Genomic DNA, 24,670 nt, shown 5'->3' on the forward strand with positions numbered 1-24,670 from the left:
GAGCGCTGCCCGCCCGCGCGCTAGCGGCGGGGTGCCCACGCGACGGCGGTGTCGATCGCACGGTCATGTGACAGGACTGCGGTGGCAGGCGCGGGCGGATTGGGCAAAGATGAGGGGCTGTACGTTCGCCGCGAGGCGGGCGTGCCGGCTTTCCCCCATCGAAACTGGATCTGCCTGTGCTGAGTGTTGTTGGTTTGCTGCTTGCGCTGTACGTGGTGTGGCGTGTGGTCTGGCCGTTGCGGGTGCCGGTGTCGGTGCGTGGCCCGTTGGGCCTGCTGGTGCTGGCGTTGGCGCTGCACCACTGGATCGTGGCGCGCTTCGCCGGCACGATGGCCTCGCCGGAGATTCCCAAGGCGGCCATCGCGCTGCTGGCCACCGGCTTTACGGCACTGCTGCTGGGGGCGGTGCTGCTGTTGCTGCTGGATGCCGTGTTGCTGGGCGCGCGGCTGCTGCGCTGCCCGCGCCTGGCCGCCGCGCTGCGTACCGGGTGGCTGCGGCCGGCGGCGATGGGCGTGGCGTTGCTGGTGTCGGCCTATGGCATCTGGCAGGGCATGGCGGTACCGCAGACGCGGCAGATCGAGGTCGCGATCAAGGGCCTGCCGACCGCCTTCGATGGTTACCGCATCGTGCAATTGACCGACATCCACGCCAGCCACCTGCTGACCGGCGCCTGGGTGGGCAAGGTGGTGGCCAACAGCAATGCGCTGTCGCCGGACCTGGTGGTGATCACCGGCGACCTGATCGACGGCAGCGTGGCGGCGCGTGCGCCGGATGTCGCGCCGCTGCGCCAACTGCGCGCCAGTGACGGGGTGATCGCGATCACCGGCAACCACGAGTACTACGCCCAGTACGCCGCCTGGATGCGGGCTTTCCGCGCGTTGGGCATGCAGGTGCTGGAAAACAGCCACGCCCAGGTGCGGCGCGGCGGCGCGGCGCTGACCATTGCCGGGGTCACCGATCCGGCGGCGGCCAACTACGGGTTGCCGCGGCCGGACCTGGCCGCGGCACTGGCCGGCGCCGATCCGGCCGCGCCGGTGATCCTGCTCGACCACCGCCCCGGCACGGCGCGCGCCAATGCGGCCAGGGGCGTGGCGCTGCAGTTGTCCGGGCATACCCATGGCGGCCATATCCTGGGCATGGACCAGCTGGTCAAGCGTGCCAATGGCGGCTATGTGTCCGGCCGCTACGACGTGGCCGGCATGACCTTGTATGTCAGCAACGGCGCCGGGCTGTGGCCGGGCTTTGCCGCGCGCATCGGCGTGCCGTCGGAGATCACCCTGATCACCCTGCGCAGCGCCCCGTAGCGCGGGGCCGGGGGCCGGCGTTGGTGGTTCAGGCGGTGAGCGGGTCGTGCGCCGCGGTCGCCTGTACCAGCTCCGGTGCCAGGGCGTGCGCCACTGCCATGCGCAGCATCGCCGGGGCGATATGGTGGCGGTGCAGCGGGTCGACCAGCGCCATGTAGCAGCGGCCGAAGCGGTTGAGGGTGCGCACCCGCATGCCCAGCGCCACGTCTGCCGAACCGTCGTCGTGCAGCTGCACGCGCACGCAGGAGCGGAACCGCAGGTGGCGGTCATCGGCGCCCAGCAGCACTTCGGCGCAGCGGTCGGCGCCGTCCACGGCCTGGGCATGGACCGGGAAGCGGTGCGCGAACCGCTCCTTGCCGTCGCTGGACAGCAGCGACGATGCCGGGCATCCCAATGGCGAAGTACGCAGCCGCAACGGCGCCACCAGCACGTTGCGCACTGCCATCAGCCGCGCCACGCCGGCGGGCGGATTGTGGATGAAGCCTTCCAGTACCCGCTCCAGCACGGCCTGGGCCGAGCGGCAGCCGACCCGCTGCGCCGGCACCGACAGGGTGGTGTAATCCTGGTGGTCGAAGCCGCCGGCAAGCGCCTGCTGCAGCAGTGAATCGGCCGGGGCCTGGGCCAGCGCATGCACCGGATGCGCGGCGGCGCGGCGGCCGACATGGCCCTGCACGCCGTGCCACCGTGCCAGCCCGGCGCGCAGCCGGCCGGCCAGGCTGCGGCTGCGCGCGCACAGGAACGCCAGCAACGACGGCGCCGGTGCGTGCAGCGACAGGCTCACCACCGGCAGGCGGTTGAGGTCGGTCTGCGCCAGCAGCTGCTGCAGCGCCGGCGGCAGGGTCTCGGTCAGGCCGGGGATGTCGGCGGCATCGGCCAGCACGCGCGCGCGCTGCGCCTCGGTCAACGCGCCAGCGCGTTCATCGGCATGGCAGGACAGCGCGAACAGGGCCGGATGCCGGGGATGGCGCGAGACGAACTGGTGCCAGGTGGCACTGCCAAAGCGCACGGTAAACAGGCTGTCCGGGGGGATGTCGACGCAGCGCAGCGCCTGCACGAACGCGGCCGGATCGCGCTGCAGCTGCGCGTCCGATGCGGTGGAAAAGCGCAGTTGCGCGCCGCCGCTGCCGGCGATCGCGGTAAACATGCGGACCCCGGCGTGGCGGTGGAATGGGTGCCCCTGCGGGCCCACCGAGAACGAATACAGCGACGAGGCATCCTGCTGGGCCAGGTGCATGCCGCCCAACCGGGCCGATGGTTCGTCGAGCGCATCCAGGTAGCGCGGATGCGCCGCCTGGCGGACCCCGGCATCGCGCAGCAGCAGGTCGCCGGCGCCGATCCCCAGCTGGGCGATCAGGGTCACTTCGACCGGACTGCCGTCGCCGAGGGAGGGCAGGCTGATGCTGGGGAAGGAGCGGCTGACGCGGGTGGTGTCGAGCATGACGCGGTCCTTGTCGTGCGCTGTGGGGGCTCAGGGGCTGGGCTTGCGCCGCGCGCGGGCACGGCTTTCGCGCTGCAGCGGGCCACCCACCGGGCAGACCTCGGCCGCCCATGCGAACAGGGTATTGGTCAGCGTGTCCGGTACCTGGCGGAAATACACGAACTGGCCGCGCTTCTCGCGTTCGATCAGACCGGCATCCTCGAGGATGCGCAGGTGGCTGGACAGCGCCGGCTTGCTGAAGTCGAAGCGTTCGCCCAGCTCGCCGGCACTGAGCTCGCCACCGTTGAGATAGGCCAGGATCTGCCGGCGGGCGGTGGAGGCGAGGGCTTCGAAGATACGGTCCATGCGGGTAGTTAACTAATTCGTTAATTAATGGTGTTCCTGTCGATGGGGTGTTGTCAAGCACAAGCCGCTCCGGGCGTGCCGGTCTGCACTGCCCACCACCGTCACCACAGCGTCATCTGCGCGACATACCTTGCGCCGCACTTCCGGGGGCGGGGCAATGCAGTGGCCGAGCAGGTAACAGGGCGTCTTGCGCGCATGTTCGTTGAGCATGCGCCGCTGCTGCGTGGCTTCTTCACCCGGCGCGGCGCGCGGCAGGAGGCCGAGGACCTGGTCCAGGAGACCTATCTGCGCCTGCTGCGCGCGCATGACGGTGGCGGCGAGGCGATCGCCAACCCGGAGGCGTACCTGTTCACCGTGGCGTTGAACCTGGCGCGCGAGCAGGCCGCGCGACGGCGCTGGTCGATGTTGCCGATCGAGGCGCTGGAGCAGCTCAGCCAGGGTCAGCCGGGCGAGGAAAGCGTGGAGGACGCGGCCGCACGCGAACAACGCAGCGCGCACCTGCAGCGTTTGCTGGCCAGCCTGCCCGAACACACCCGCGCGGTGCTGGTGATGCAGTATCGCGACGGTCTGAGCTACAAGCAGATCGCCGAGCGTATGGGAGTGTCGGCGCACATGGTCAAAAAGCACGTGGTGCGCGGCCTGTCGGTGTGCCGGCGTGGGCTGGCCGACCGCGCGGAGAGCTGGTGAACACGCCGGTACCGCATCCGGCCGCACTGACCGGCACCGCCGCGCACTGGCATGCGCTACAGCGCGAGGGCGCGTTGAGCCCGGCGCAGCAGCGCGCCTTCATGCAGTGGATGCTGGCCTCCCCGGACCACCTGCGCGAATACCTGGCCATCAGCCGCGTGGCCGGTGCGCTCGGCGATGCGCTGCGCGCGATGCCGATCGACCTGGACGCTTTGCTGGCGGCACCGGCGCGGCCGGCGCCGACCGACAACGTGGTGCCGCTGCCGGTGCGGCGCAGTGCGCCGGCGCCGGCCGCACCGCGCCCGCGGCACCTGCCCGGCATCGCTGCGGCCGCCGCATTGCTGGTCAGCATCGGCCTGGCCGTACAGCTGGCCTGGCCGACCACGCTGCACTACAGCGCCGCACACGGCGCGCCGCGCCGGATCACCCTGCCGGACCAGAGCGTGGTGCATCTCAATGCGGAAAGCGCGCTGTCGGCGCATTTCAGCCTGTTCGGGCGGCGCGTGGAACTGGAGCGTGGCCAGGCCAGTTTCACGGTCGCACCGGACCGGCGCCGATTCACGGTACATGCCGCCGGCCTGCAGGTCACCGATATCGGCACCACCTTCGATGTGTCGCTGCAGCGCGAGCAGTTGCGGGTCGGGGTCAGCGAAGGGCGTGTGCAGGTCCGCGGCGAGGCCGGCCAGGGCCGCATGCTGGCCGACCTGGTGGCCGGGCAAAGCGCGAAGGTGGACTACCGCGACCAGCAGGTGCGCATCGCCCATGAAGACCCGGCGAGCATGCTGGCATGGTGGCAGGGCCGGATCGTGTTCCATGACGAGCCGCTGCGCGAGGTGGCCGACCGCTTCAACCGGATCAACCGGCAACGGCTGCAGGTCAGCGCCGGGGCCGGTGCGCTGCGCCTGACCGGCAACCTGCGCGCCGATGATCTGGACTCGCTGCGCGTGTTCCTGGACCAGCAGCCGAGCCTGGCCACCACCCACACCCGCGATGGCATCGCGGTGCGCCTGCGCGCCGCCGGCGATGCCGGTGCGGCCGCGCGCTGAGCTTGGCGACACAGCGAAGTGTTGCAGCGGCGTGTCGGTGCGATGCCGGTTCGCCGCGGCACTGTCAGAAAAAATTCATCGAAACAGCGGTGCCCGATCCGCGCCCTGCGCCGTCGTAGTCATGGCATGCGCGACCGAACCCGTTGCGCGCCCACCGCCATTCCCAGACTGGACTCCACGATGCGTCGCACCCTGTTCCTTTCCATCGCCCTTGCCCTGCAGGTCACCGCTACCACCGCCGCGGCCGAACCGGCCCGCGTCGCCCGCCAGGCCATTGCCGCCCAGCCACTGGACAGCGCGCTCAACGCGCTGTCGCGCCAGACCGGGCTGCAGTTCGTCTACAGCGCACAGGCGGCCGGCAACCCGCGCACGGTGGCGGTCCCGGCCGGGCTATCGGCCGAGGCGGTGCTGACCCAACTGCTGGCCGGTACCGGCCTGCGCTTCCGCTACCTCAATACCACCACGGTAACCATCGAGGCAGAACCCGGCGCGCCGGCCCCGGCAGCGGGCGTGCTGCCGGCCGCGGCCGGCAGCGACAGCGTCGCCGTGGTGGAGGGCGAAGCCGCGGCCGGCGGCGTGCAGCACCTGGAGACCATCCAGGTTACCGGCAGCTACAGCCGCAGCCTGGAGCAGGCCGTGGACCTCAAGCGCAGCAACATCGGCTTTTCCGATTCGATCGTGGCCACCGATGTGGCCGACTTCCCCGAGCAGAACCTGGCCGAAGCCCTGCAGCGCATGCCAGGGGTGACCATCGAACGCAGCAAGGGCCTGGGCACCAAGGTAAACGTGCGCGGACTGCCGTCGGAATACACCCTGGTGTCGATCAACGACCTGGCCACCGCGTCGGGCAGTGGCGGCCGCGACGTGGAGTTCGACATGTTCGCCTCGGAAATCATCCAGCAGGTGACGGTGCAGAAATCGCCGACCGCCGCCGATGAGGAAGGTGGCATCGCCGGCGCGGTGAAGATCAGCACTGCCCGTCCGTTCGACTATAACGAGCGCAAGCTGGTGCTGTCGGCCGAAGCGGCGCACAACAGCATCTCCGAAAAGGTCGATCCGCACTTCGCCTTCCTGGCCAGCGACACCTGGGGCGACTGGGGCGCGCTGGTTTCCTACTCGCAGGCCAAGCGCACCAACCGCACCGACGCCAACTCGGGCATCAACTTCCGCCCGGCCACGCGCTTCCTCGCCGATGCCGGCAGCCGCGGCAGCCAGGCCGCCGCGGTGCTGGCGCGCGATGCGGGGGTCACCTTCAGCAACCGCAGGAACGCCGCCGAGACCGACCTGGTTGTGTTCCAGGACAAGGTTGGCGACCGGGCCTACCTCAACGAGCAGGACAAGTGGGGCGCCACCGCCTCGCTGCAGTACAAGCCCAGCAGCACCTTCAGCCTCAGCTTCGATGCGATGCGTGGCGGTTACGACGCCACCGAGGACGAATACGACGCGGCCGCCTATTCCGCCTCCAGCCGCAGCACCTTCGACACCATCCATGCCTACGACGCCAGTACCCTGTCCGAGTACGGCATGGTGGTGCTGCGCGATGTCTCCTATACGGCGACCCAGCACGAGATCCTCAGCAAGCAGCGGATCAACAAGACCGATTACAGCCAGTACAGCGCGGCCCTGGACTGGAAGGGGGAGAGCTGGTACATCGACGCGATGGCCGGGTACTCCGGTGCCGAGAAGCGCTCGGACTACGCCAACCTCAAGCATGTGGCCTATGCGCCATCGCGCACGCGCTGGACCGACCAGGGCGGGGAGACCATCAAGAGCGCCAGGTCCGGCAGCTTCGACATGTATGCCTCGCCGGACAAGTACCTGTTCGAGGCCTATGAAACCACGCTGGAGAAGGTGGTCGACGACAAGTACGCCGCCCAGGTCAACATCACCAAGCTGCTGGACCTGGCGTTCCTGCCGGCACTGCGCAGGCTGCAGTTCGGTGCGCGCTATACCGACAAGTCCAAGCAGCGCCAGTATGGCGAGCTGAAGATCACCGGCCCCAGGGCCGGCGACAGTTCCTGGGTGAACAGGCGCACCCTGGCCGACAACCCACTGCAATGGATCGGCGACATCGTGCCCGGTGGCGACTACAGCATCGACGGCCGCAACTGGCAGCAGATGTCCAATGCCGATGCGCGCGGCGCCTTCCGCTACCCCGGCTTCCATACCCCGTTCGAACCGGGCCAGTACTACCGGGTCGACGAGCAGGTGGCCAGCCTGTATGCCATGACCGATTTCGCCTTCGATATCGGCGCGGTGCCGGTCACCGTCAACGCTGGTGCCCGCTACGTGGACACGTCGGTGACCTCGTTCGGCTACCACCCCATCCAGCGGCCCGACGGCAGTACCGGCTATACCGATACCCCGGTGTCCCGGGACGGCAGCTACAGCAACGTGCTGCCCAGCATGAACGCCACCGCCGAACTGGCCAACGGCCTGCTGCTGCGCGCGGCCGCCTCCAAGACGCTGATGCGCCCGGCGCTGACCGACATCGCCTACAAGCGCACCGCCAGCTGGAGCTCGTTCCGCTTCACCGACGGCAATCCGGACCTGAAGCCCACCTACGCCAAGCAGTGGGAAGTGGGCCTGGAAAAGTACCTGGACAACGGTGGGCTGCTGGCGGCCTCGTACTTCCGCAAGAACATCGACGGGGTGGTGGTCAACTCGCTTACCGGCGTGGTCAGGGACGTGGCGGTGTACAACGCCAACGGCAGCCTCAACGGCATCTACGACTTCGACGTGTACCAGCCGGTCAACGCCAAGGGCGCCTACCAGGTGGACGGCGTGGAGCTGGTCGCCCAGCTGCCGCTGGGCATGTTCCACCCGCTGCTGGAAGGCTTCGGCATCAACGCCAACTACACCATGCTGGACAGTTCGCTGGCCGGCGAGTCCAAGCTGGGCATCCGCACGCCGATGCCGGGCCTGGCCGAGAAGACCTGGAACCTAACCGCCTATTACGAGAACAGCCGCTTCGATGCGCGGCTGTCGTACAACCACAAGGGCGACTACGTCGAATCGATCGGCTATGACATGTACCCGATCTGGCGCGATGCCTATGGCCAGCTGGATATGTCGATCGGCTACCGGATCACCGACAACATCAAGCTCAGCCTGAAGGGCATCAACCTGACCGACGAGATCACCAGCGGCTACACCATGGACCCGTCGTTCCCGACCATGTACGAAGCCTCCGGGCGCCGGATCAGCCTGGGCCTGCGCGCGGATTTCTGAGCGCCTGGACCACCGCCCCGGCCGGCGCCGGCATGCCCGGTAGCCGGGCCGGGGGCGTGCCATCACAAGGAATACGAGCATGCGTGACTTGTTTCTGTTGGCTGCCCTGCTGGCGGCCGGCCCGGTGTTGGCCGTCGATGCCGACCACGACCGCCAGTGGCTGGCCGGCGACCACCACGTGCACAGCGAATGGAGCGTGGACTGGGACCACAGCACCGTCCCGCCCACGCCGATCCGAGGCGGCGACTCGCCGTATACGCGCAGCCGCAACGCGGCGCAGGCACAGCGCTTCGGCCTGCGCTGGATGGTGCATACCGACCACGGCGGCCCCGGCCATTCGGCGGTCACCGGCGACCACGCCTATCCGGCACTGCTGCAGGCGCGTGCCGATGTGCCCGGGCTGATCCAGTTCAACGGCATGGAGTTCGACGTGCCCGCCGGCGAACATGCCTCCCTGATCATCGCCCCGGGCCCGCACGAGCGCGACCAGCTGGTCACCGCCGAGCGCGACTACAGCCGCGGCGAGCCGCTGGAGGACGGCAGCCGCGACAGCCGGCAGCACATGCTGGCGGCATTGGCGCACCTGCGCACGCTGACCCCGTTGCCGCTGATGTTCATCAACCACCCCGCGCGTACCGCCAGCGCGATGGGGCAGTGGGGCGAGGTTACCCCCGAAGAGTTGCGCGATTGGCACGATGCCGCTCCGCAGGTACTGGTCGGCATGGAAGGCGCACCGGGCCACCAGGCCACCGTCGATGAGCGCGGCCTGTACCGCAATGCCGGCGCACCCACCATGGGCGGCTTCGACCAGATGACCGCACAGGTCGGCGGTGCCTGGGACACGCTGCTGGCGCAGCAGCGACGGTTCTGGATCAGCGCCAGTTCCGACTCGCACGTCAACCTGCGCGATGGGGGGCGTGATTTCGATCCGGGCCAGTACAGCAAGACCTACGTATGGGCGCGCCCGCAGGCCGAGGACATCCTGGACGGACTGCGCCACGGCCGGATGTTCGCGGTTACCGGGGATCTGATCGATGCATTGGAACTGAGCGTGCAGGCCGTGGACGGCGGCGCGTCGGCGACGATGGGCCAGACCCTGCGGCTGCCGGCGGCAGCGATGATGCGGGTGCAGCTGCGCGTGCGCCAGCCTGCCACCGCCAATGCGGCCGGCCAGCGGCCGCCGCTGCAGCAGCTGCAACTGCTGGTGGGCAGCGGCGACGGTGCCGGTGGGGTGCGGATGCAGACCCGGCGCTTCACCGCGGCCGACTGGCAGCAGCAGGGCGCCTGGCGCAGCGTGTCGTGGGACCTGCCGGTGCCGGCCGCGGGCGGCTTCGTGCGTGCGCGCGGCAGCAATACCGCCGAGGCCACGCCGCTGGCGGACGTGCGCGGCGAAGATCCCTGGCAGGACCTGTGGTTCTATTCCAACCCGGTGTTCATCCAGACTGCCCGATGACCGGGCCAGCCGATGCCGGCGGGCGTGTGAAGGCCATGCCAGCATGCCTCCACGGCGCGGTCACCGCGGCTCGCCGACGCTGGCAGCCTGTTCCCCGACCGGATGCGCCATGCCCACCCTGACCCTGCCCGAACTGGCCAAGAAGATGGCCGACATCGACTTCAGCATGCTGCAGACCCACGCCGCCAGCGGCGAGATCGCGGCGCGCCCGATGAGCAACAACGGCGACGTCGACTACGACGGCGACAGCTGGTTCTTCTCCACCGAAGATACCGACATGGTCCGCGAGATCCAGCGCGACCCCAGGGTCGGGTTGACCTTCACCGGCAACAAGTCGCTGCTCGGCAAGCCGCCGCTGTTCGTGGCGGTGCAGGGCAGGGCCACGCTGATCGGCGACAAGGCCACCATGGCGCAGCATTGGGTCAAGGATCTGGAGCGGTGGTTCGAGCAGGGCGTGGACACGCCCGGGCTGGTGCTCATCCGGGTCACCGCCGGCCGCATCCACTATTGGGATGGCCAGGACCAGGGCGAGATCCTGCGCTGAGCGATGTCTGGCATGCCTACCTCGACCGCACCCAGGATCGGATGCGCCGGATGGTCCATCGCCCGCCGTGATGCCCACCTGTTCGGCCCGGGCGGGAGCATGCTGGCGCGTTACGCCACCCGGTTCAGCGCGGTGGAGATCAACTCCTCGTTCTACCGTCCGCACCAGCGCAAGACCTACGAGCGTTGGGCGGCCACGGTGCCGGCCGGGTTTCGTTTTTCGGTGAAGCTGCCGCGCACGGTGTCGCACGACGCCGGCCTGGTGGGTACCGGCCCGCTGCTGGACCGCTTCCTTGACGAGGTGGACGGACTTGGCGCCAAGCTGGGCGGCCTGCTGCTGCAGCTGCCGCCCTCGCTGGCCCTGGATGCGCGCCGCGCGAGCAGCTTCTTCGGCGCATTGCGTCGGCGCAGCCAGGCGGCCGTGGTCTGCGAACCGCGCCACGCCAGCTGGTTCACCGCGCAGGCCGACGTCCTGCTGCAGCGGTATGACATCGCGCGGGCCGCGGTGGATCCGGCGCGTTTTCCAGCAGCCAGCCAGCCCGGCGGCGCGCAGACGTGGCACTACTGGCGATGGCATGGTTCGCCGCGCATGTACTACAGCGACTACCCCGACGCCGCCCTGGCCGGGCTGGCGGCACAGGTGGCGGCCCGGCGCACCCCCGGCCAGGTGCCGTGGGTGATCTTCGACAACACCGCGCACGGCTTCGCCGTGGCAAACGCCGCGCGCCTCCAGGACATGGTGTCCGATGCCTGAAGGTCCTTCGATCGTCATCCTGCGCCAGGCCGCGGCCAAGTTCGGCGGCAAGACCGTGCGCCGCGCGCCGGGCAACAGCCGCCTGGACCTGGCCCGCATGGAGGGGCGGCGGGTGGTGGCGCTGCGCAGCTGGGGCAAGCACTTCCTGGTCCAGTTCAGCGATTTCAGCCTGCGCGTGCACCTGTTGATGTTCGGCAGCTACCGCATCGACGAACGCAAGCCGTCGCCACCGCGGGTATCGCTGCAGTTCGACAACGGCGAGTTGAACATCTATGCCGCTTCGTTGAAGTACATCGAGGGCGCGCTGGAGGAAACCTACGACTGGCGTGGCGACGTGCTGGCGCCGGAATGGGATCCGCGGCTGGCGCGGCGCCGGCTCAAGCAGCAGCCCGAGGCGTTGATATGCGACGCGCTGCTGGACCAGGACATTTTTGCCGGGGTGGGCAACATCATCAAGAACGAAGTGCTGTTCCGCACCCGGGTACACCCCGAATCGAAGGTGGGCGACCTTCCGCCGCGCGTGCTGGGCAAGGTGATCGCGCAGGCGCGCCAGTACAGCTTCGATTTCCTGGAATGGAAGCAGGCGTTCGAACTGCGCAGCCATTGGCAGGTGCACACCCGGCGCACCTGTCCGGTTTGCGGCGGCCCGGTGTCCAAGACCTACCCTGGCAGGACCCGGCGCCGCACGTTCTTCTGCCCCAACTGCCAGGTGAAGTACGGGCCCATCGCCCGGCGGTGACAGGCCGGCGCTGGCGGTCCTGTAGGATGGGCCCGTCCCACGCCGTTACGCGCGTCCTGCGCGGTCTGTCAACGACCGCCCGCTTCGCTCCACTTTCCGAGTCCTGCTTTCCCAGCGAAGGCGGTACTCCCCGTGTCCCACGGAGCGCACATGCCGGGCTATACCACCCGCATCCTCACCATCCCGGTCGCCGGCCAGGACTTCCGCATCCGCGCGCTCAGCGACCTGCAGCAGTTCGCCGACCCGACCGGCCGCGCCCGCCGCGCCGGTATCCATTCGTCCTTGTGGAGCCTGTTCGGGCAGGTCTGGCCGGCGGGCAGGGTGCTGGCCGAGACCATGAGCACCTACGAGGTGGCCGGCAAGCGCATCCTTGAACTGGGCTGTGGCCTGGGCCTGTCCAGCCTGGTCCTGGCCAGGCGCGGCGCCGACGTGGTGGCCAGCGACCACCATCCGCTGGCCGAATCGTTCCTGGCCTACAACGCCGGCCTCAACGACCTGCCGGCCATTCACTACCGCGATCTGCCGTGGGAGTTGCCGGATGCGTCACTGGGCCGCTTCGATCTGATCATCGGCAGCGACGTGCTGTACGAGCGCGGCCACGCCCTGCAGATCGCCACGATGATGGAGCGCCACGCGCGCCCCAGCGCCGAACTGCTGCTCACCGATCCCGGCCGCGGCAACGTGGGCGCGTTCTCGCGCGCCATGGCCGCCCAGGGCTATGCGGTGGACGAGGCGTACGGGCTGTTCGATGACGAAGGCGATGCCCCGGGGCGCGGTCGGCTGCTGCACTATGCGCGCCAGGCCGCAGGTGCCGAAGGTTGATGTAGTGGCGGCGTGAGCCCGATACCGGCCCGGATGTCGTAGGCTCGGCGGCACTGGATTGCAGGCGCGGTTGCCGATGTCGTTGAACCCTTCCTTGAGCGCGCCGTCGACGGCGCCGCGCACCCGCTCGATGATCGTCGCCGGTCTGTCCACGGTGGTGGAGTGGTACGACTTCACCTTGTACCTGTACCTGGCCACGGTGCTGTCGCGGGTGTTCTTCGGCGGTGGCCAGAACGCGCTGCTGGCGACGCTGGCCGGGTTCGCGGTGTCCTACCTGATGCGTCCGCTGGGCGCGCTGTGCTTTGGCCATCTCGGCGATCGTTTCGGGCGGCGCTACATGCTGCTGGCCTCGATGCTGCTGATGACCGTGGCGATGCTGGCCACTGCGCTGCTGCCCACCTTCGACAGCATCGGCGCCAGCGCCGGCGTGATGCTGTTGCTGCTGCGCTGCGTGATGGCATTTTCGGTGGGAGGGGAATACACCGGAGTGGTGGCCTATCTGCTGGAAACCGCGCCCACCCGGCGGCGCGGGTTGGTGACGTCACTGGCCTCGGCGGCCAGCGAGGTCGGCGCGCTGCTGGCGGTGGCATTGTCGGCATTGACCGTGGCGCTGCTGAGCACCGCGCAGCTGGATGGCTGGGGCTGGCGCATCCCGTTCTTCGTCGGTGCGGTGCTGGCCGGTGCGATCCTGCTGGCGCGCTCGACCATGCACGAGTCGCCGGAGTTCGAGCGACAGCAGGCCGCCGGTACGGTGCCGACCTCACCGATCCGCGATACCTGGCGTTTCCATCGCGGTGCGGTGGCACGCACCTTCGCCATTTCCGCGCTGGGCTCGATCACCTATTACGTGGGCATCACCTATGTGCCGGCGTTCCTGGGTTCGGCCGGCGAGGTCGGTGAATCGGAGGCATTGTGGCTGTCTGCCGTGGCGGCGGTGGCAGTGATCGTGGTGACGCCGCTGGCCGGTGCGCTGTCCGACCGGGTCGGGCGGCGACCGGTGCTGATCGGCTTGGCGCTGCTGTGCGCGCTGCTGCCGTTGAGCATGTTCACGCTGATGGCCGGCGGCCAGACGTTGCGGATCGGACTCGCCGCCGTGGTGCTGGCCTGTCTGGCCGGCGGGGTAAGCGCGGTGGCCGCACCGGCCACCGCCGAGCAGTTTCCGGGCGAAGGCCGGCTCAGTGGCCTGGCGCTTGGGGTGACCATGGCCACCGCGTTCTTCGGCGGCGCCACGCCGCTGCTGGCCGAACTGCTGGTGCGCCACACCGGCTGGGCCGCGGCGCCCGGTGCGATGATCGCGGTGGTGGCGGTGCTGGTGCTGCCGGTACTGTGGGGATTGCGCGAGACCCGCCCCCGGTAGTGCCGGCCGCTGGCCGGCTCCCTGCAATGGCTGGGTTGCCGAGGAGCCGGCCAGCGGCCGGCACTACCGTAATGTCGGGTTGCCGAACAAAAAACGGTCGCCCGAAGGCGACCGGTCCGTTGCAGCACGGTATTGGCTGCGCGCCGTCAGAACTTCCAGCGCAGGCTGGCCGCCACAAAGCGCGGTTCGCCGTAGTTGTTGTAGTCCAGGTTGGCCCAGTAGGTCTTGTCCAGCGCGTTGCGCACGCTGAGCGTGGCGGTCCAGTTGTCGCTGATCCGGTAGTTGGCGTTGAACTGCACCAGCGCATACGCCGGCTGGTTCACCGTCACCGTGCCGCCGGCCGGGGTGGCGATGTTGTAGCCGCGCACCTTGCTCTGCCACTGCACGCCACCGCCCACGCTCAGCCGCTGCAGCGCACCGCGCAGCTGCAGCTGGGTGTTGATCTGCAGCAGGTCTTCGGCCGGATTGGCATACAGCAGGTCGGTGGCCGCGCGGGTCACCTTGACGTGGGTGAAGCCGGCATTGACCGTCCAGCCCGGCAGGATCTCGCCGTTGATGTCCATTTCCCAGCCGCGCGCCTTGGTGCCGTTGACGCCGAGGTAGGCCGAGCTGCCATCGCTGAGCGAACCGTCCGGGACGCTCATGTCGCGCACCGCGTAGTTGTCCTGCTTGGCCTCGAACACGGCCGCGTTGGCGGTCAGGCGGCCGTCGAGCCACTGGCTCTTGATGCCTGCTTCCAGGTTGGAACCCTGCACCGGCGCCAGCAGGTTCTCGTTGCGGTCCTTGTAGTTCTGCGGGTTGAAGATTTCGGTATAGCTGGCGTACGCCGACAGCTGCGGGGTGATGTCGTAGACCAGGCCCACATACGGGGTGACCTCGTCGCTCACCTTGTAGCCGCCGCTGGTACCGGTATAGGCGCCGACGGCGTTGTAGGTGCGGGTCAGGGTTTCCCAGCGGCTCAGGCGCGCACCGGCGATCAGCGACAGCGGATCGGCCAGACGCAGGCGCGTGGCCAGGTAGAAGCCGCTCTGGGTGGTGTGGGCCACGCGGCGCGCGCCGGTGCGGGTGTAGGTCACTTCGGAGATGTCGCCATCCCACGCCCGGATGTCGGGGATGTAGTGGCACCGCTCGGTGCCGCAGCGGGCCCAGTCGGCGGGGAAGTTCAGTGCCACGGTATTGGTGGTGCCTTCCAGGTCCGCCCACTGCGCGCCCACGGTCACGTCGTGCTCCCGGCCCCACAGGTTGAACGTGCCGGTCAGGTAGGCATCGACGTTGCGGCGGGTGTCTTCCGAATCACCGGCGGCGGCACGCAGGTAGATACCCGCGCCGGTCACCGGGTCGGGGTTGCCGGTGCCGTACAGGCGCATGTTCTGCACGTTGCCTTGGGTGTAGGCGGTGTTGACCTTCAGCAGCCAGTTTTCGCCGAAGCGCTGCTCCAGGTTGGCGAACACCGTGCTGGTTTCGCGCTGCCAGTAGCTCCACTTCGGCGCCAGGTTGGTCGACCGTGGCAGGTGCGCGAAGTTGCCCTGGCTGTCGAAGAACGGCACCGTGCCCCAGGTCGAACCCACCGGGTTGTTGTCCTGGGTCTGGTAGCCGACGGTGACGGTGGTGCTGTCGGTGAGGTCGCCTTCCAGCACCGCCATGCCGGCCATCTTGTTTTCCTTGTAGCGGTCGTAATAGAAATCGCGGTCGGTATAGGCGGCCACCACGCGGCTGCGGAAACGGCCATCGGCGCTGAGCGGCGCGGTGACGTCCGCTTCCATGCGCCGGTAATCCCAGCTGCCGGCGCTGACCGAGAACGAGGCATCGAACGCCTTGCCCGGGCGCTTGCGCAGCAGGTTGACCGTGGCCGAGGGCACGCCGGCACCGCTGAGCAGGCCGTTGGCGCCGCGGATCACTTCGACGCGGTCGTAGAAGGCGGTGTCGTATTCCTGGTTGGTCGAACCGCTGTAGGTGGGGATGCCGTCCACCTGGAAATCGGTGATCGCAAAGCCGCGTGCGTAGTACAGCGGGCGCTGGGTATCGTAGAAGGACACGCTGACGCCGGTGACGTTGCGCATCACGTCATTGAGGCTGAACAACGATTCGTCCTGCAGCCGTTGCAGGCCGATGGCAGTGGTCGATTGCGGGGTTTCCTGCAGGGTCAGCGGCAGCCGCGTGGTGCTGGACGGCGCCGGCCGATCGCCGACCACGCTGACCTTGTCCAGGGTCTTGGCGTCGGCGTTGCCGGCGGCATCGGCAGCGGTGCCGGCCAGGGCCTGCGGCGGGGCGAGCGACAGCGCCGCAAGCAGGGCCAGGCCCAGTGGCGCACGGCGGAAGGGACGGGACGAAGGAGCGCGGAAGGACATGCGGAGGTCTCGAATCGGTGTCGGAGGGGAGGCAGCAGGACAGCGGGCACGGCGGACCAGGCACGGGAGGTGCCTGGCACAGGTCCTTCTGGGGATGCGGGTACCGGCCGGGAGCGGCGCGGCGGTCACCGGCGGCGGGAGGCGCAGCGGGGCCGGCGGCAGTCCATTGAGACCGTCGGGCACCCGCACCGTCGGTGCAGCGGGGAGCAAATGTAAATGGTTCTCACTCGCTTTACAATCGTAGAACAGGCGGCAGCTCGCGCCCGGCCGGGTTGCCGCCGCTGGGGTATGGCCACTGACGCAAAAAAAATCCGGCCCCAAATGGGGCCGGATCGGTTGCAGCGGGCAGCCGGGGCTGCCGCAGGCTGGTTTACAGCGCCTGCAGTTCTTCGTCGGCGTTGCGCTTTTTCTGCGCCGGCGGGGGGGCCGCCGGCGCGGTCAGCATCACCGCCGGGCTGGTCTGCTCGGGTACGTCCAGGTACGGCAGGTTCAGCGCCTGGCTGGTCTGGCGACGGATCTGGTTGGTCAGCGCCGGGCTGTCGTTGAGCTTGCGGCCGTAAGACGGCACGATCTGCCGCAGGCGGGTTTCCCAGCCGGCGGCCATCTGCTCGGGGAAGGCCTTCTTGAGCAGGTCCAGCATGATCGGCGGCGAGGTCGACGCGCCCGGCGAGGCGCCCAGCAGCGCGGCCAGGGTGTGGTCCTGGTCGGTCACGATCTCGGTGCCGAACTGCAGCACCGCGCCCTTTTCCGGGTCGCGCTTGATGATCTGCACGCGCTGGCCGGCGGTGACCAGCTTCCAGTCCTCGCGCCTGGCGTTGGGGAAGTACTTGACCAGCTCGGCCTGGCGGTCGGCGTCATCCAGCCGCGCCTGGCCCATCAGGTACTTCACCAGGTCCAGGTTCTCCGCGCCCACATCGAGCATGCCGGCCACGTTGTTGTGGTTGACCGAGGAATACAGGTCGAACCACGAGCCATGCTTGAGGAACTTGGTGCTGTACAGCGCGAACGGCCCGAACAGCACCACCGGCTTGCCGTCCAGCTTGCGCGCATCCAGGTGCGGCACCGACATCGGCGGCGAACCGGTTTCCGCCATGCCGTAGGCCTTGACCGAATGGCGCCCGGCGATCGCCGGCGACTGGAACGCCAGGAACTGGCCGCCGACCGGGAAGCCGGCGTAGTTCTTCGATTCGGGAATGCCCGACAGCTGCAGCAGCTTGAGCGCGGCGCCGCCGGCGCCGATGAACACAAAGCGCGACTTGATCGTGGATTCGGTGTTGGCCTTGAGGTCCTTGACGGTGACGTTCCAGCTCTTGTCGCCGTTCTGGCGCAGCGCGCTGACTTCATGCTCCAGGTGCAGGCTGAAGTTCGGGCTGCGCTGCAGGCCGGCGGTCAGCTGGCGGGTGATCACCCCGAAGTTGACGTCGGTGCCCAGCGGCATCCAGGTGGCGGCAACCTTCTGCCCGGGGTCGCGGCCTTCCATCAGCAGCGGTGCCCACTGGCGGATCTGCGCGGGGTCCTCGGAGTACTGCATGCCGTAGAACAGCGGGTTCTTGACCAGGGCCTGCTGGCGCTTGTGCAGGTAGGCGATATTGTCATCGCCCCACACAAAGCTCATGTGCGGGGTGGGGTTGATGAAGTCCGAGGGCTGGCTCAGGCGGCCGGCCTTGACCTGGTGCGACCAGAACTGGCGCGAGATCTCGAACTGCTCGGCAATGCCGACCGCGCGCTTGGTCTCGATGCTGCCGTCGGGCAGCTCGGGGGTGTAGTTGAGCTCGGCGAAGGCCGAATGCCCGGTGCCGGCGTTGTTCCAGCCGTCCGAGCTTTCCAGCGCCACCCCGTCCAGGCGTTCGTACACCTGGATGTTCCAGTCCGGCTGTAGTTCCTGCAGGAAGGTGGCAAGGGTAATGCTCATGATGCCGCCACCGACCAGGACCACGTCGACGGGTTTGTCATTGCCGGCGGCCGGCACCGAGCGCTGGTGCAGCGGCCAGTACAGGAACACCGCTGCGGCCAACAGCAGCAGCACGAGCAGGCCGAGGACGACCTTGGCGAGTTTTTTCATGGGGATCTCGGGTGGGGGAGATGTGAACAGGATGCCGCCGCCATGGGGAGCAGGCGTGAAGATGCAGCGGCCGGGCGTCCGATGGTGGCGATTTTATCGCCTTTGCCCCTTGATTTGGTGCAACGCAGCATCCGATCGCCGGTCAGTCGCCGGCCAGGGTGAAATATTCGACCAGGAAATAGCCGCACTGGTAGGCCAGCGCCGCCAGCGCCAGGCCCAGCTGCACACGGCGCCGCCGGCAGGCGATGCCCAGCCCGGCGATGACCAGCATGATCGCGGTATGCACCAGGTAGGCCTGGCCAAGCATCTGCCAGCGGCTGTGGCCCTTGATCGCGGTATCGCCCAGGTCGAGCAGGGTGACCAGCGCCAGCATCCCGAAGAAACCGCCGCGGCGCTGCAGCAGGTAGTTCTCGTAGCTGCCGAACTCGCGCAGGTCGTCGGGGAACAGCAGCACGCACAGCATGAACCAGCAGGCGCAGTAGACGATCACGAACAGATACAGCTCGAAGGTCCACTGCCGTACCTCGCCCAGGCCGAACTCCCACCACCAGAAACTGACCACCGAGATCAGCGCCCACACCACCCAGCACAGGTGGATCCACGACCAGCCACGGCGCTGCGGGTGTTCGATGATCGAGGCCAGTCCGCGCAGCAGGGTGGTGATGCTCAGGCCCAGGATGATGCTGAGCACCACGCGGATATGCAGGTAGACCGGATCGGTTCCCATCGATGTCCCCATGGCTGGATGGGTCGATGCTGCCCCGGACCGGGTAAGCACGCCGTGTAGAGCCGGTGCTGCCCGGCCGGGGCGTCAGCGCTTCCTGCGCACCAGCGTCGCCGATGCCGCCAGCACCGCGCGGGTCAGCAGGGCCATGGTCTGCACGTCGCCCTTCCAGTGCTGCCAGTACAGCGGCACGTCCTCCCAGGCGCGCTGTTTCATGTAGACCAGGCGCCCGGCCTCCAGGTGGCGCTTGACCAGCGGCAGCGGGTTCATGGTCCAGCCCAGCCCGCCCAGGTTGGCCTGGACGAAGGCGCGGGTGGAGGGAATCCACCAGGTCGGTGCGGTCAGCGGCAGGTCGGTGCCGGCCAGCCGCCGCGCAAACCGGGCCTGCAGGTCGTCCTTGCGGTTGAACACCAGCACCGGTGCCTGGGCCAGCGACTGCGCGTTGACCCCCTTGGCGAAGTACTTCTCCTGGAAGGCCGGGGTGCAGGTGGCGGCATAGCGGATGCTGCCCAGTGCATGGATCTGGCAGCCCTGCACCGGCTCGTCCAGGGTGGTCACTGCGCCCAGCACCGCGCCCTGGCGCAGCAGCGCCACCGTGTGGTCCTGGTCTTCCGAGCGCAGGTCCAGGGTGGTGCCGGTCTGCCGGGCGAAGCTCAGCGCCGCCTCGGGGAACCAGGTTTCCAGGCTGTCGTGGTTCACCGCCACCGGGATGCTGGCATGCGGCAGGTCCTCGTCGGCCAGGCCCATCCGGTGCAGCGCGTCGTGCTCGAGCAGGGCGGTCTGTTCGGCCAGCTGCACCAGCACCTGGCCCTCGTGGGTGGCCACCGCCGGCGAGGAGCGCTTGACCAGCAGCCGGCCGACCCGGTCTTCCAGCGCCTTGATCCGTTGCGATACCGCCGAGGCGGTGACATTGAGCGATTGCGCGGCGCGCTCGAAGCTGCCTTCGCGGATCACCGCGGCCAGGGCGCGCAGCTGGGCATGGTCGATGCGCATGATCTTAAGTCCTGCTAAAGATGGTTAAGTAAGTTTAGCTCTACTTTTTAATGTTGCGGCGCGACAATACGCGCATCCGGTGCTGTACGCCTTGGCGAGGCACCGCTCCCCAAGCAAGACAAGGCGGTACCCCATGTTCTCGATCATCTCCGGCGGCCCGGGTCTGGCCGCGTGGCTCAGTGGCGCGGCCACCGGCATCGGCCTGTTCGCGGTGGTCGGCGCGCAGAGCGCCTTCATCCTGCGCCAGGGCATCCTGCGCAAGCACATCGTGCCGGTGGTGGCCACCTGCGCGGCGATCGACGGCATCTTCATTTTCGCCAGCGTGGCCGGCCTGCGCACGCTGACCCAGGCCCTGCCGTGGCTGACCACGGTGGTGCTGTGGGGCGGCGTGGCCTTCCTGGCCTGGTACGCCTGGCAGTCCGCGCGCCGCGCGCTGGCCGGTGGCGGTGGCATGAATGTCGATGATGGCGATACCAGCTCGCGCCGCGCGGTGCTCACCGCCGCGGTCGGCTTCTCGCTGATCAACCCGCATTTCTGGCTGGACATGATGGTCATCGGCGGCATCGCCGAAAACTTCGGCAATGCGCGCATGGCCTTCGCCGCCGGGGTGTTCACCGCCAGCTGCCTGTGGCTGACCGCGCAGGGCCTGGGCGCGCGCCTGCTGGCCCCGTTGTTCACCAAGCCCAGGACCTGGCGCATTCTCGACGGCACCATCGCGGTGATCCTGTCGATCCTGGCCCTGACCCTGGTGTTCCGCGGCATGCATTGATCTCTCTCCATCGATGCATACCTTTGAATGGCACCGTTCGCGGTGCCATTCTTCTTTGTGACCTGCCGCTGGTCCGCAGCCCGGCCCACCCCCTAGAATCGCCGACACGGACACGATGTCCGGAAACAGGGGGTAAGGGATGCGCAAGTCAGGTTGGGCGGCGTTGGCCGTAGCGGGAATGTGGGGCATGTTGGTCGGCCAGGCCGGCGCGGTGGACCTGGAGCGCTATCTCAAGCGCGATACCTTCGCCGATATCAAGATTTCGCCGGGCGGCGACTACTACGCGGCCACGGTGCCGATGGAAGACCGTACCGCGCTGGCGATCCTGCGCCGCGAGGACGGCAAGGTGGTGGGTTCGTTCGTGCCGCCCAGGAACAATCACGCCAGCTCCTTCGACTGGGTCAACGCCGAGCGCGTGCTGATCGGCCTGGCCGAGAAGTTCGGCTCGCTGGACGAACCGCGCCCGACCGGTGAGCTGTATGCGATCAACGCCAACGGCGGCCGCGGCGAGCTGCTGGTCGGTTACCGGGTGGAGAGCAAGGGGCCGGGCACCCTGATCCAGCCCAAGAAAGTCGAAGCCGTTGCCGCGTTCCTGGCCGACGACCTGCCGCAGGACGACCGCAACGTGCTGGTCAGCGTGTGGCCGTTCAGCGACGATCCGTTCACCCGCGCCGACCGCCTGGACGTGCAGAGCGGCCGCCGCCAGACCGTGGCCCGCTCACCGGTGCGGCGCGCCGATTTCGTCACCGACCACCAGGGCCAGGTGCGCTTCGCCCATGGCGCCGGCACCGACAACGTCAACAAGCTGTATTACCGCGAAGGCTCGGGCGATACCTGGAAGCTGATCAACGACGAGGCGGTCAACAACAACCGCATCGAACTGCCGATCGGGTTCTCCGCCGATGGCCGCCTGGCCTACCTGCACACCGAGATGGAGCAGGGCCCCGACGCCATCCTGAGCTGGGACCCGGCCACCGATGAGCGCCGGCAGATCCTGCGCGACCCGCTGGTGGATGCGTACCGGGTGATCTACAAGCCGGGCACCGCCGTGCCGGTCGGTGCGCTGTATCTGGGCGATACCCCGCGCACGCGGTTCTTCGACGAAACCTCGCCCGAGGCCCGGCTGTACCGCAGCCTGGAAGCGGCATTCGGCGGCGATGCGGTGTTTGTCACCTCCAGCACCCGCGACGGCAGGCAGTTGATGGTGGAAACCTGGTCGGGGCGCAATCCCGGCGACTTCTTCATCTACAACACCGACACCCGCAAGGCCGAGCACGTGATCAGCCGCAGCGACTGGATCGATCCGGGCACCACGGCCACGGTGCGGCCGTTCCAGCTCAAGGCCCGCGACGGGCTGCCGCTGCATGGCTTCCTGACCCTGCCGGCCGGCGGCGAGGGCCGCAACCTGCCGATGGTGGTGATGCCGCATGGCGGGCCGTTCGGTCCGTTCGACGATGGCAAGTACGACGTGGAGACCCAATTGCTGGCTGCGGCCGGTTATGCGGTGCTGCAGGTGAACTACCGCGGCTCGGGCAACTACGGCCGCGCGCACCGCAATGCCGGTGGCCGCCAGTGGGGCGGCACCATGCAGGATGACCTGACCGATGCCACCCGCTGGGCGATCGGGCAGGGCGTGGCCAATGCGGCCAAGGTCTGCATCTATGGCGCCAGCTATGGCGGCTACGCCGCCCTGATGGGCGCGGCCAGGGAACCGGCGCTGTACCGCTGCGCGGCCGGCTACGTGGGCGTGTACGACCTGCCGATGATGTTCACCACCGGCGACATCCAGCGCCGTGGCTCGGGCGAGACCTACCTGAAGGAATGGATCGGCGACCCGAAGACACTGGCGGCGGTATCGCCGGTCAATCTGGCCGCGCAGATCAAGGTGCCGGTATTCCTGGCCGCCGGTGGCGAGGACGAGCGCGCGCCGATCCAGCACACCAGGCGCATGGAGGCGGCCTTGAAGAAGGCCGGGGTACCGGTGGAGGCCCTGTATTACCCCACCGAGGGCCACGGTTTCTATACCGATCCGCACCGCCGCGAGTACTACACCCAGCTGCTGGCCTTCCTGTCGCGCAGCCTGGGCGGCAGCACCGCTGCTGCAGCAGCGGCCGAGCCGGCCAAGCGCTAGGCGCCAGGCAAGGCGCGAAACGACAACGGCACCGCAAGGTGCCGTTGTCGTGCCACCTCCCGGTAGGCCCGGGCCATGCTCGGGCAACGCCATCGCGGACATCGCCGCACCGCAATGCATCCGACCATGGGTCGGACCTACCGCACTCCGTGCATCATCCGCTTCAACAGCGGCGCGCAGGCCAATGCGACCGCCGCGCAGCCCAGGCCGATCCACATCAGCAGCCAGAACAGGTGTTCGTAACTGGCGGCGGCACTGCTCAGGTTGAGGGTGCCGCCCTCGGGCACCTCGATCGCGGCCAGCTTGCCGAACAGCGCGGCCAGCGTTTCGGAGAACGCGGTGGCCAGGAACCAGGTGCCCATCATCAGGCTGACCACGCGCGGCGCGGCCAGCTGGGTGACCGCCGACAGGCCGACCGGCGACAGGCACATCTCGCCGATTTCCAGGATCAGGTAGGCCAGCACCAGCCACCACACGCTGGCCATCTGCCCGGTCGCGCCGACCTGCTGGGCGGCCAGCGCCAGCGGCACGAACGACAGCGCGGCGAAGACCAGCCCGAACGAAGATTTAAGCGGTTTGGACGGGTCCAGCCGGCGCCGGTCCAGCCACGCCCACAGGATCGCGAACAGCGGCGCCAGCACCACCAGGAACAGGCCGCCCAGGTAGGTCAGCGAACCGGCGGTCTGCGGAATCACCAGGCAGTCGCGGATCAGCATCACCAGCATCAGCGCGACGATGGCGATGAACAGGTTGCGCGGCGCGCTGGAGGCGGGGCTGCGCTCGGACAGACGCGCGGCTGCCACAAAACCCAGCGGTGCCAGCAGCAGTGAGGCGATCGACCACGGCAGCGGAGTGCCGCCACGGACCACCAGCGCCGGCACCAGGTCCTTGGTCAGCAGGCGGTCGGTGAAGGTCACCCAGGAACCGTAGGTTTGCTCGTACAGGGTGAAGAACACCAGCGCCATGAAGATCAACGCCATCAGCGCGATCATCTGCTGGCGCTGCACCGGCGTGCAGCGGGTGCCGGTGAACCAGGCAAACCACAGCAGCACCGCGCCCAGCACCACGATCATCAGCATCAGCGCCAGGCTGAGCTCGCCGCCGAGCGCGAACGCGCCGTTGGCGGCGGCCCACATCAGCGCGGCCACCGGAATCACCGCGAGCACGGCCACCGCATAGATCAGCCACTCGCGGCCGATGCCCAGCACGCGCTGGCGCAGCGCCGGCGCATCGGACGGTTCGGCGTGGCCCTGCAGGTATTTCTGCCCCCACAGGAACATGCCCAGGCCGATCACCATGCCGATTCCGGCCGCGCCGAAACCGTACTTCCAGCCGTAGGCTTCACCGAGGAAGCCGCACACCAGCGAGGCGAACAGCGCGCCCAGGTTGATGCCGGCATAGAACAGCGAAAAGCCCGAATCGCGGCGCGGATCGTTTTCCGGGTACAGCTTGCCGACGATGGTGGAGATGTTGGGCTTGAGGAAACCCACGCCCATGATGATCAGCGCCAGCGACAGGTAGGTGATGCCCAGCGCGGCGTCGTCGCGCACGACCTGGCCGTCGATGCGGGTAGCCGCATGACCCTCGAACGCCATGCCCAGGTGGCCCAGCACCAGCAGCACGCCGCCGAACACCACCGCCTTGCGCATGCCCAGCCAGCGGTCGGCCAGCAGCCCGCCGAATACCGGAATGCAGTAGACCAGGCCACCGTAGGCGCCGAGCAGGTCCAGCCCGGCCTTGTCGCCGAACAGGTGGTACTTGGTCAGGTACAGCAACAGCAGCGCCTTCATTCCGTAGAACGAGAACCGTTCCCACATCTCGGTGAAGAAGCAGACGTAGACGCCCTTGGGGTGGCCGAGGAAATCGTCGGAGGCAGAGACAGTCGAGGTCGAGGCGGGCAGGGCGGCTGCGGTCATCGAAGTGG

At 68.5% G+C, this 24,670-nt stretch carries 19 protein-coding genes; 12 read left to right on the top strand and 7 right to left on the bottom strand.

Annotated elements, in window-relative coordinates:
* The first annotated feature begins 176 nt into the window (after positions 1-176).
* The gene (locus AC3ITM_RS05535) at positions 177-1,304 is read left to right on the top strand and encodes a metallophosphoesterase (RefSeq protein ID WP_489269014.1); all 1,128 of its coding nucleotides are present in this window, start codon (positions 177-179) and stop codon (positions 1,302-1,304) included.
* 28 nt (positions 1,305-1,332) lie between these two features.
* On the opposite strand, the gene AC3ITM_RS05540 is transcribed toward AC3ITM_RS05535, so the two are convergent.
* Both AC3ITM_RS05540 and AC3ITM_RS05545 read right to left on the bottom strand, forming a co-directional pair.
* Positions 1,333-2,742, bottom strand: coding sequence for a DUF2867 domain-containing protein (locus AC3ITM_RS05540; RefSeq protein WP_489269015.1), 1,410 nt, complete (start codon positions 2,740-2,742; stop codon positions 1,333-1,335).
* A gap of 30 nt (positions 2,743-2,772) precedes the next feature.
* Positions 2,773-3,087, bottom strand: coding sequence for a metalloregulator ArsR/SmtB family transcription factor (locus AC3ITM_RS05545; protein ID WP_228886263.1), 315 nt, complete (start codon positions 3,085-3,087; stop codon positions 2,773-2,775).
* Between the two features lie 195 nt (positions 3,088-3,282).
* Here AC3ITM_RS05545 and AC3ITM_RS05550 point away from each other — a divergent pair, with 195 nt between their 5' ends.
* From AC3ITM_RS05550 to AC3ITM_RS05590, 9 genes are all read left to right on the top strand, one after another.
* Complete coding sequence (locus AC3ITM_RS05550) at positions 3,283-3,774, top strand: RNA polymerase sigma factor (protein WP_489269016.1); 492 nt, start codon at positions 3,283-3,285, stop codon at positions 3,772-3,774.
* Complete coding sequence (locus tag AC3ITM_RS05555) at positions 3,771-4,820, top strand: FecR family protein (protein WP_489269017.1); 1,050 nt, start codon at positions 3,771-3,773, stop codon at positions 4,818-4,820. Before AC3ITM_RS05550 ends, AC3ITM_RS05555 begins: the two co-directional genes overlap by 4 nt.
* Before the next feature lie 180 nt (positions 4,821-5,000).
* Positions 5,001-8,051, top strand: coding sequence for a TonB-dependent receptor (locus AC3ITM_RS05560; RefSeq protein ID WP_489269018.1), 3,051 nt, complete (start codon positions 5,001-5,003; stop codon positions 8,049-8,051).
* Between the two features lie 79 nt (positions 8,052-8,130).
* The gene (locus tag AC3ITM_RS05565) at positions 8,131-9,504 is read left to right on the top strand and encodes a CehA/McbA family metallohydrolase domain-containing protein (RefSeq protein ID WP_489269019.1); all 1,374 of its coding nucleotides are present in this window, start codon (positions 8,131-8,133) and stop codon (positions 9,502-9,504) included.
* Positions 9,505-9,613: 109 nt separating this feature from the next.
* Positions 9,614-10,048, top strand: coding sequence for a pyridoxamine 5'-phosphate oxidase family protein (locus AC3ITM_RS05570; RefSeq protein WP_489269020.1), 435 nt, complete (start codon positions 9,614-9,616; stop codon positions 10,046-10,048).
* Positions 10,049-10,051: 3 nt separating this feature from the next.
* On the top strand, positions 10,052-10,801 hold the full coding sequence (locus AC3ITM_RS05575; RefSeq protein ID WP_489269021.1) for a DUF72 domain-containing protein: 750 nt from the start codon (positions 10,052-10,054) through the stop codon (positions 10,799-10,801).
* Positions 10,794-11,540, top strand: coding sequence for a DNA-formamidopyrimidine glycosylase family protein (locus tag AC3ITM_RS05580; protein WP_489269022.1), 747 nt, complete (start codon positions 10,794-10,796; stop codon positions 11,538-11,540). Before AC3ITM_RS05575 ends, AC3ITM_RS05580 begins: the two co-directional genes overlap by 8 nt.
* A gap of 150 nt (positions 11,541-11,690) precedes the next feature.
* Entirely contained in the window at positions 11,691-12,362 is a 672-nt protein-coding gene (locus AC3ITM_RS05585) for a class I SAM-dependent methyltransferase (protein ID WP_489269023.1), read from the top strand.
* 76 nt (positions 12,363-12,438) lie between these two features.
* Positions 12,439-13,719, top strand: a complete 1,281-nt coding sequence (locus AC3ITM_RS05590; protein WP_489269024.1) for an MFS transporter — start codon at positions 12,439-12,441, stop codon at positions 13,717-13,719.
* 146 nt (positions 13,720-13,865) lie between these two features.
* Here the strand turns inward: AC3ITM_RS05590 and AC3ITM_RS05595 are convergent, their stop codons facing one another.
* The 4 genes from AC3ITM_RS05595 to AC3ITM_RS05610 all read right to left on the bottom strand — a co-directional run bounded on the left by AC3ITM_RS05595 (position 13,866) and on the right by AC3ITM_RS05610 (position 19,846).
* Complete coding sequence (locus AC3ITM_RS05595; protein ID WP_489269025.1) at positions 13,866-16,067, bottom strand: TonB-dependent siderophore receptor; 2,202 nt, start codon at positions 16,065-16,067, stop codon at positions 13,866-13,868.
* 370 nt (positions 16,068-16,437) lie between these two features.
* Positions 16,438-18,129, bottom strand: coding sequence for a malate dehydrogenase (quinone) (gene mqo, locus AC3ITM_RS05600; protein WP_489269026.1), 1,692 nt, complete (start codon positions 18,127-18,129; stop codon positions 16,438-16,440).
* A 142-nt stretch (positions 18,130-18,271) separates the two neighbouring features.
* Complete coding sequence (locus tag AC3ITM_RS05605) at positions 18,272-18,856, bottom strand: hypothetical protein (protein ID WP_489269027.1); 585 nt, start codon at positions 18,854-18,856, stop codon at positions 18,272-18,274.
* Between the two features lie 84 nt (positions 18,857-18,940).
* Positions 18,941-19,846: a LysR family transcriptional regulator ArgP gene (locus AC3ITM_RS05610; protein WP_489269028.1), complete on the bottom strand. Its 906-nt coding sequence runs from the start codon at positions 19,844-19,846 to the stop codon at positions 18,941-18,943.
* Between the two features lie 133 nt (positions 19,847-19,979).
* On the opposite strand from AC3ITM_RS05610, the gene AC3ITM_RS05615 reads away from it, so the two are divergent.
* Together AC3ITM_RS05615 and AC3ITM_RS05620 are read left to right on the top strand one after the other, a co-directional pair.
* Positions 19,980-20,615 (top strand): LysE/ArgO family amino acid transporter, encoded by a 636-nt coding sequence (locus tag AC3ITM_RS05615; protein WP_489269029.1) that lies wholly within the window; start codon positions 19,980-19,982, stop codon positions 20,613-20,615.
* A gap of 139 nt (positions 20,616-20,754) precedes the next feature.
* The gene (locus tag AC3ITM_RS05620; RefSeq protein ID WP_489269030.1) at positions 20,755-22,746 is read left to right on the top strand and encodes an alpha/beta hydrolase family protein; all 1,992 of its coding nucleotides are present in this window, start codon (positions 20,755-20,757) and stop codon (positions 22,744-22,746) included.
* 137 nt (positions 22,747-22,883) lie between these two features.
* Here the strand turns inward: AC3ITM_RS05620 and AC3ITM_RS05625 are convergent, their stop codons facing one another.
* Positions 22,884-24,662, bottom strand: coding sequence for a peptide MFS transporter (locus AC3ITM_RS05625; RefSeq protein WP_489269031.1), 1,779 nt, complete (start codon positions 24,660-24,662; stop codon positions 22,884-22,886).
* Between the last annotated feature and the right edge of the window lie 8 nt (positions 24,663-24,670).

It is taken from the genome of Stenotrophomonas sp. KH_029 (assembly GCF_057839765.1).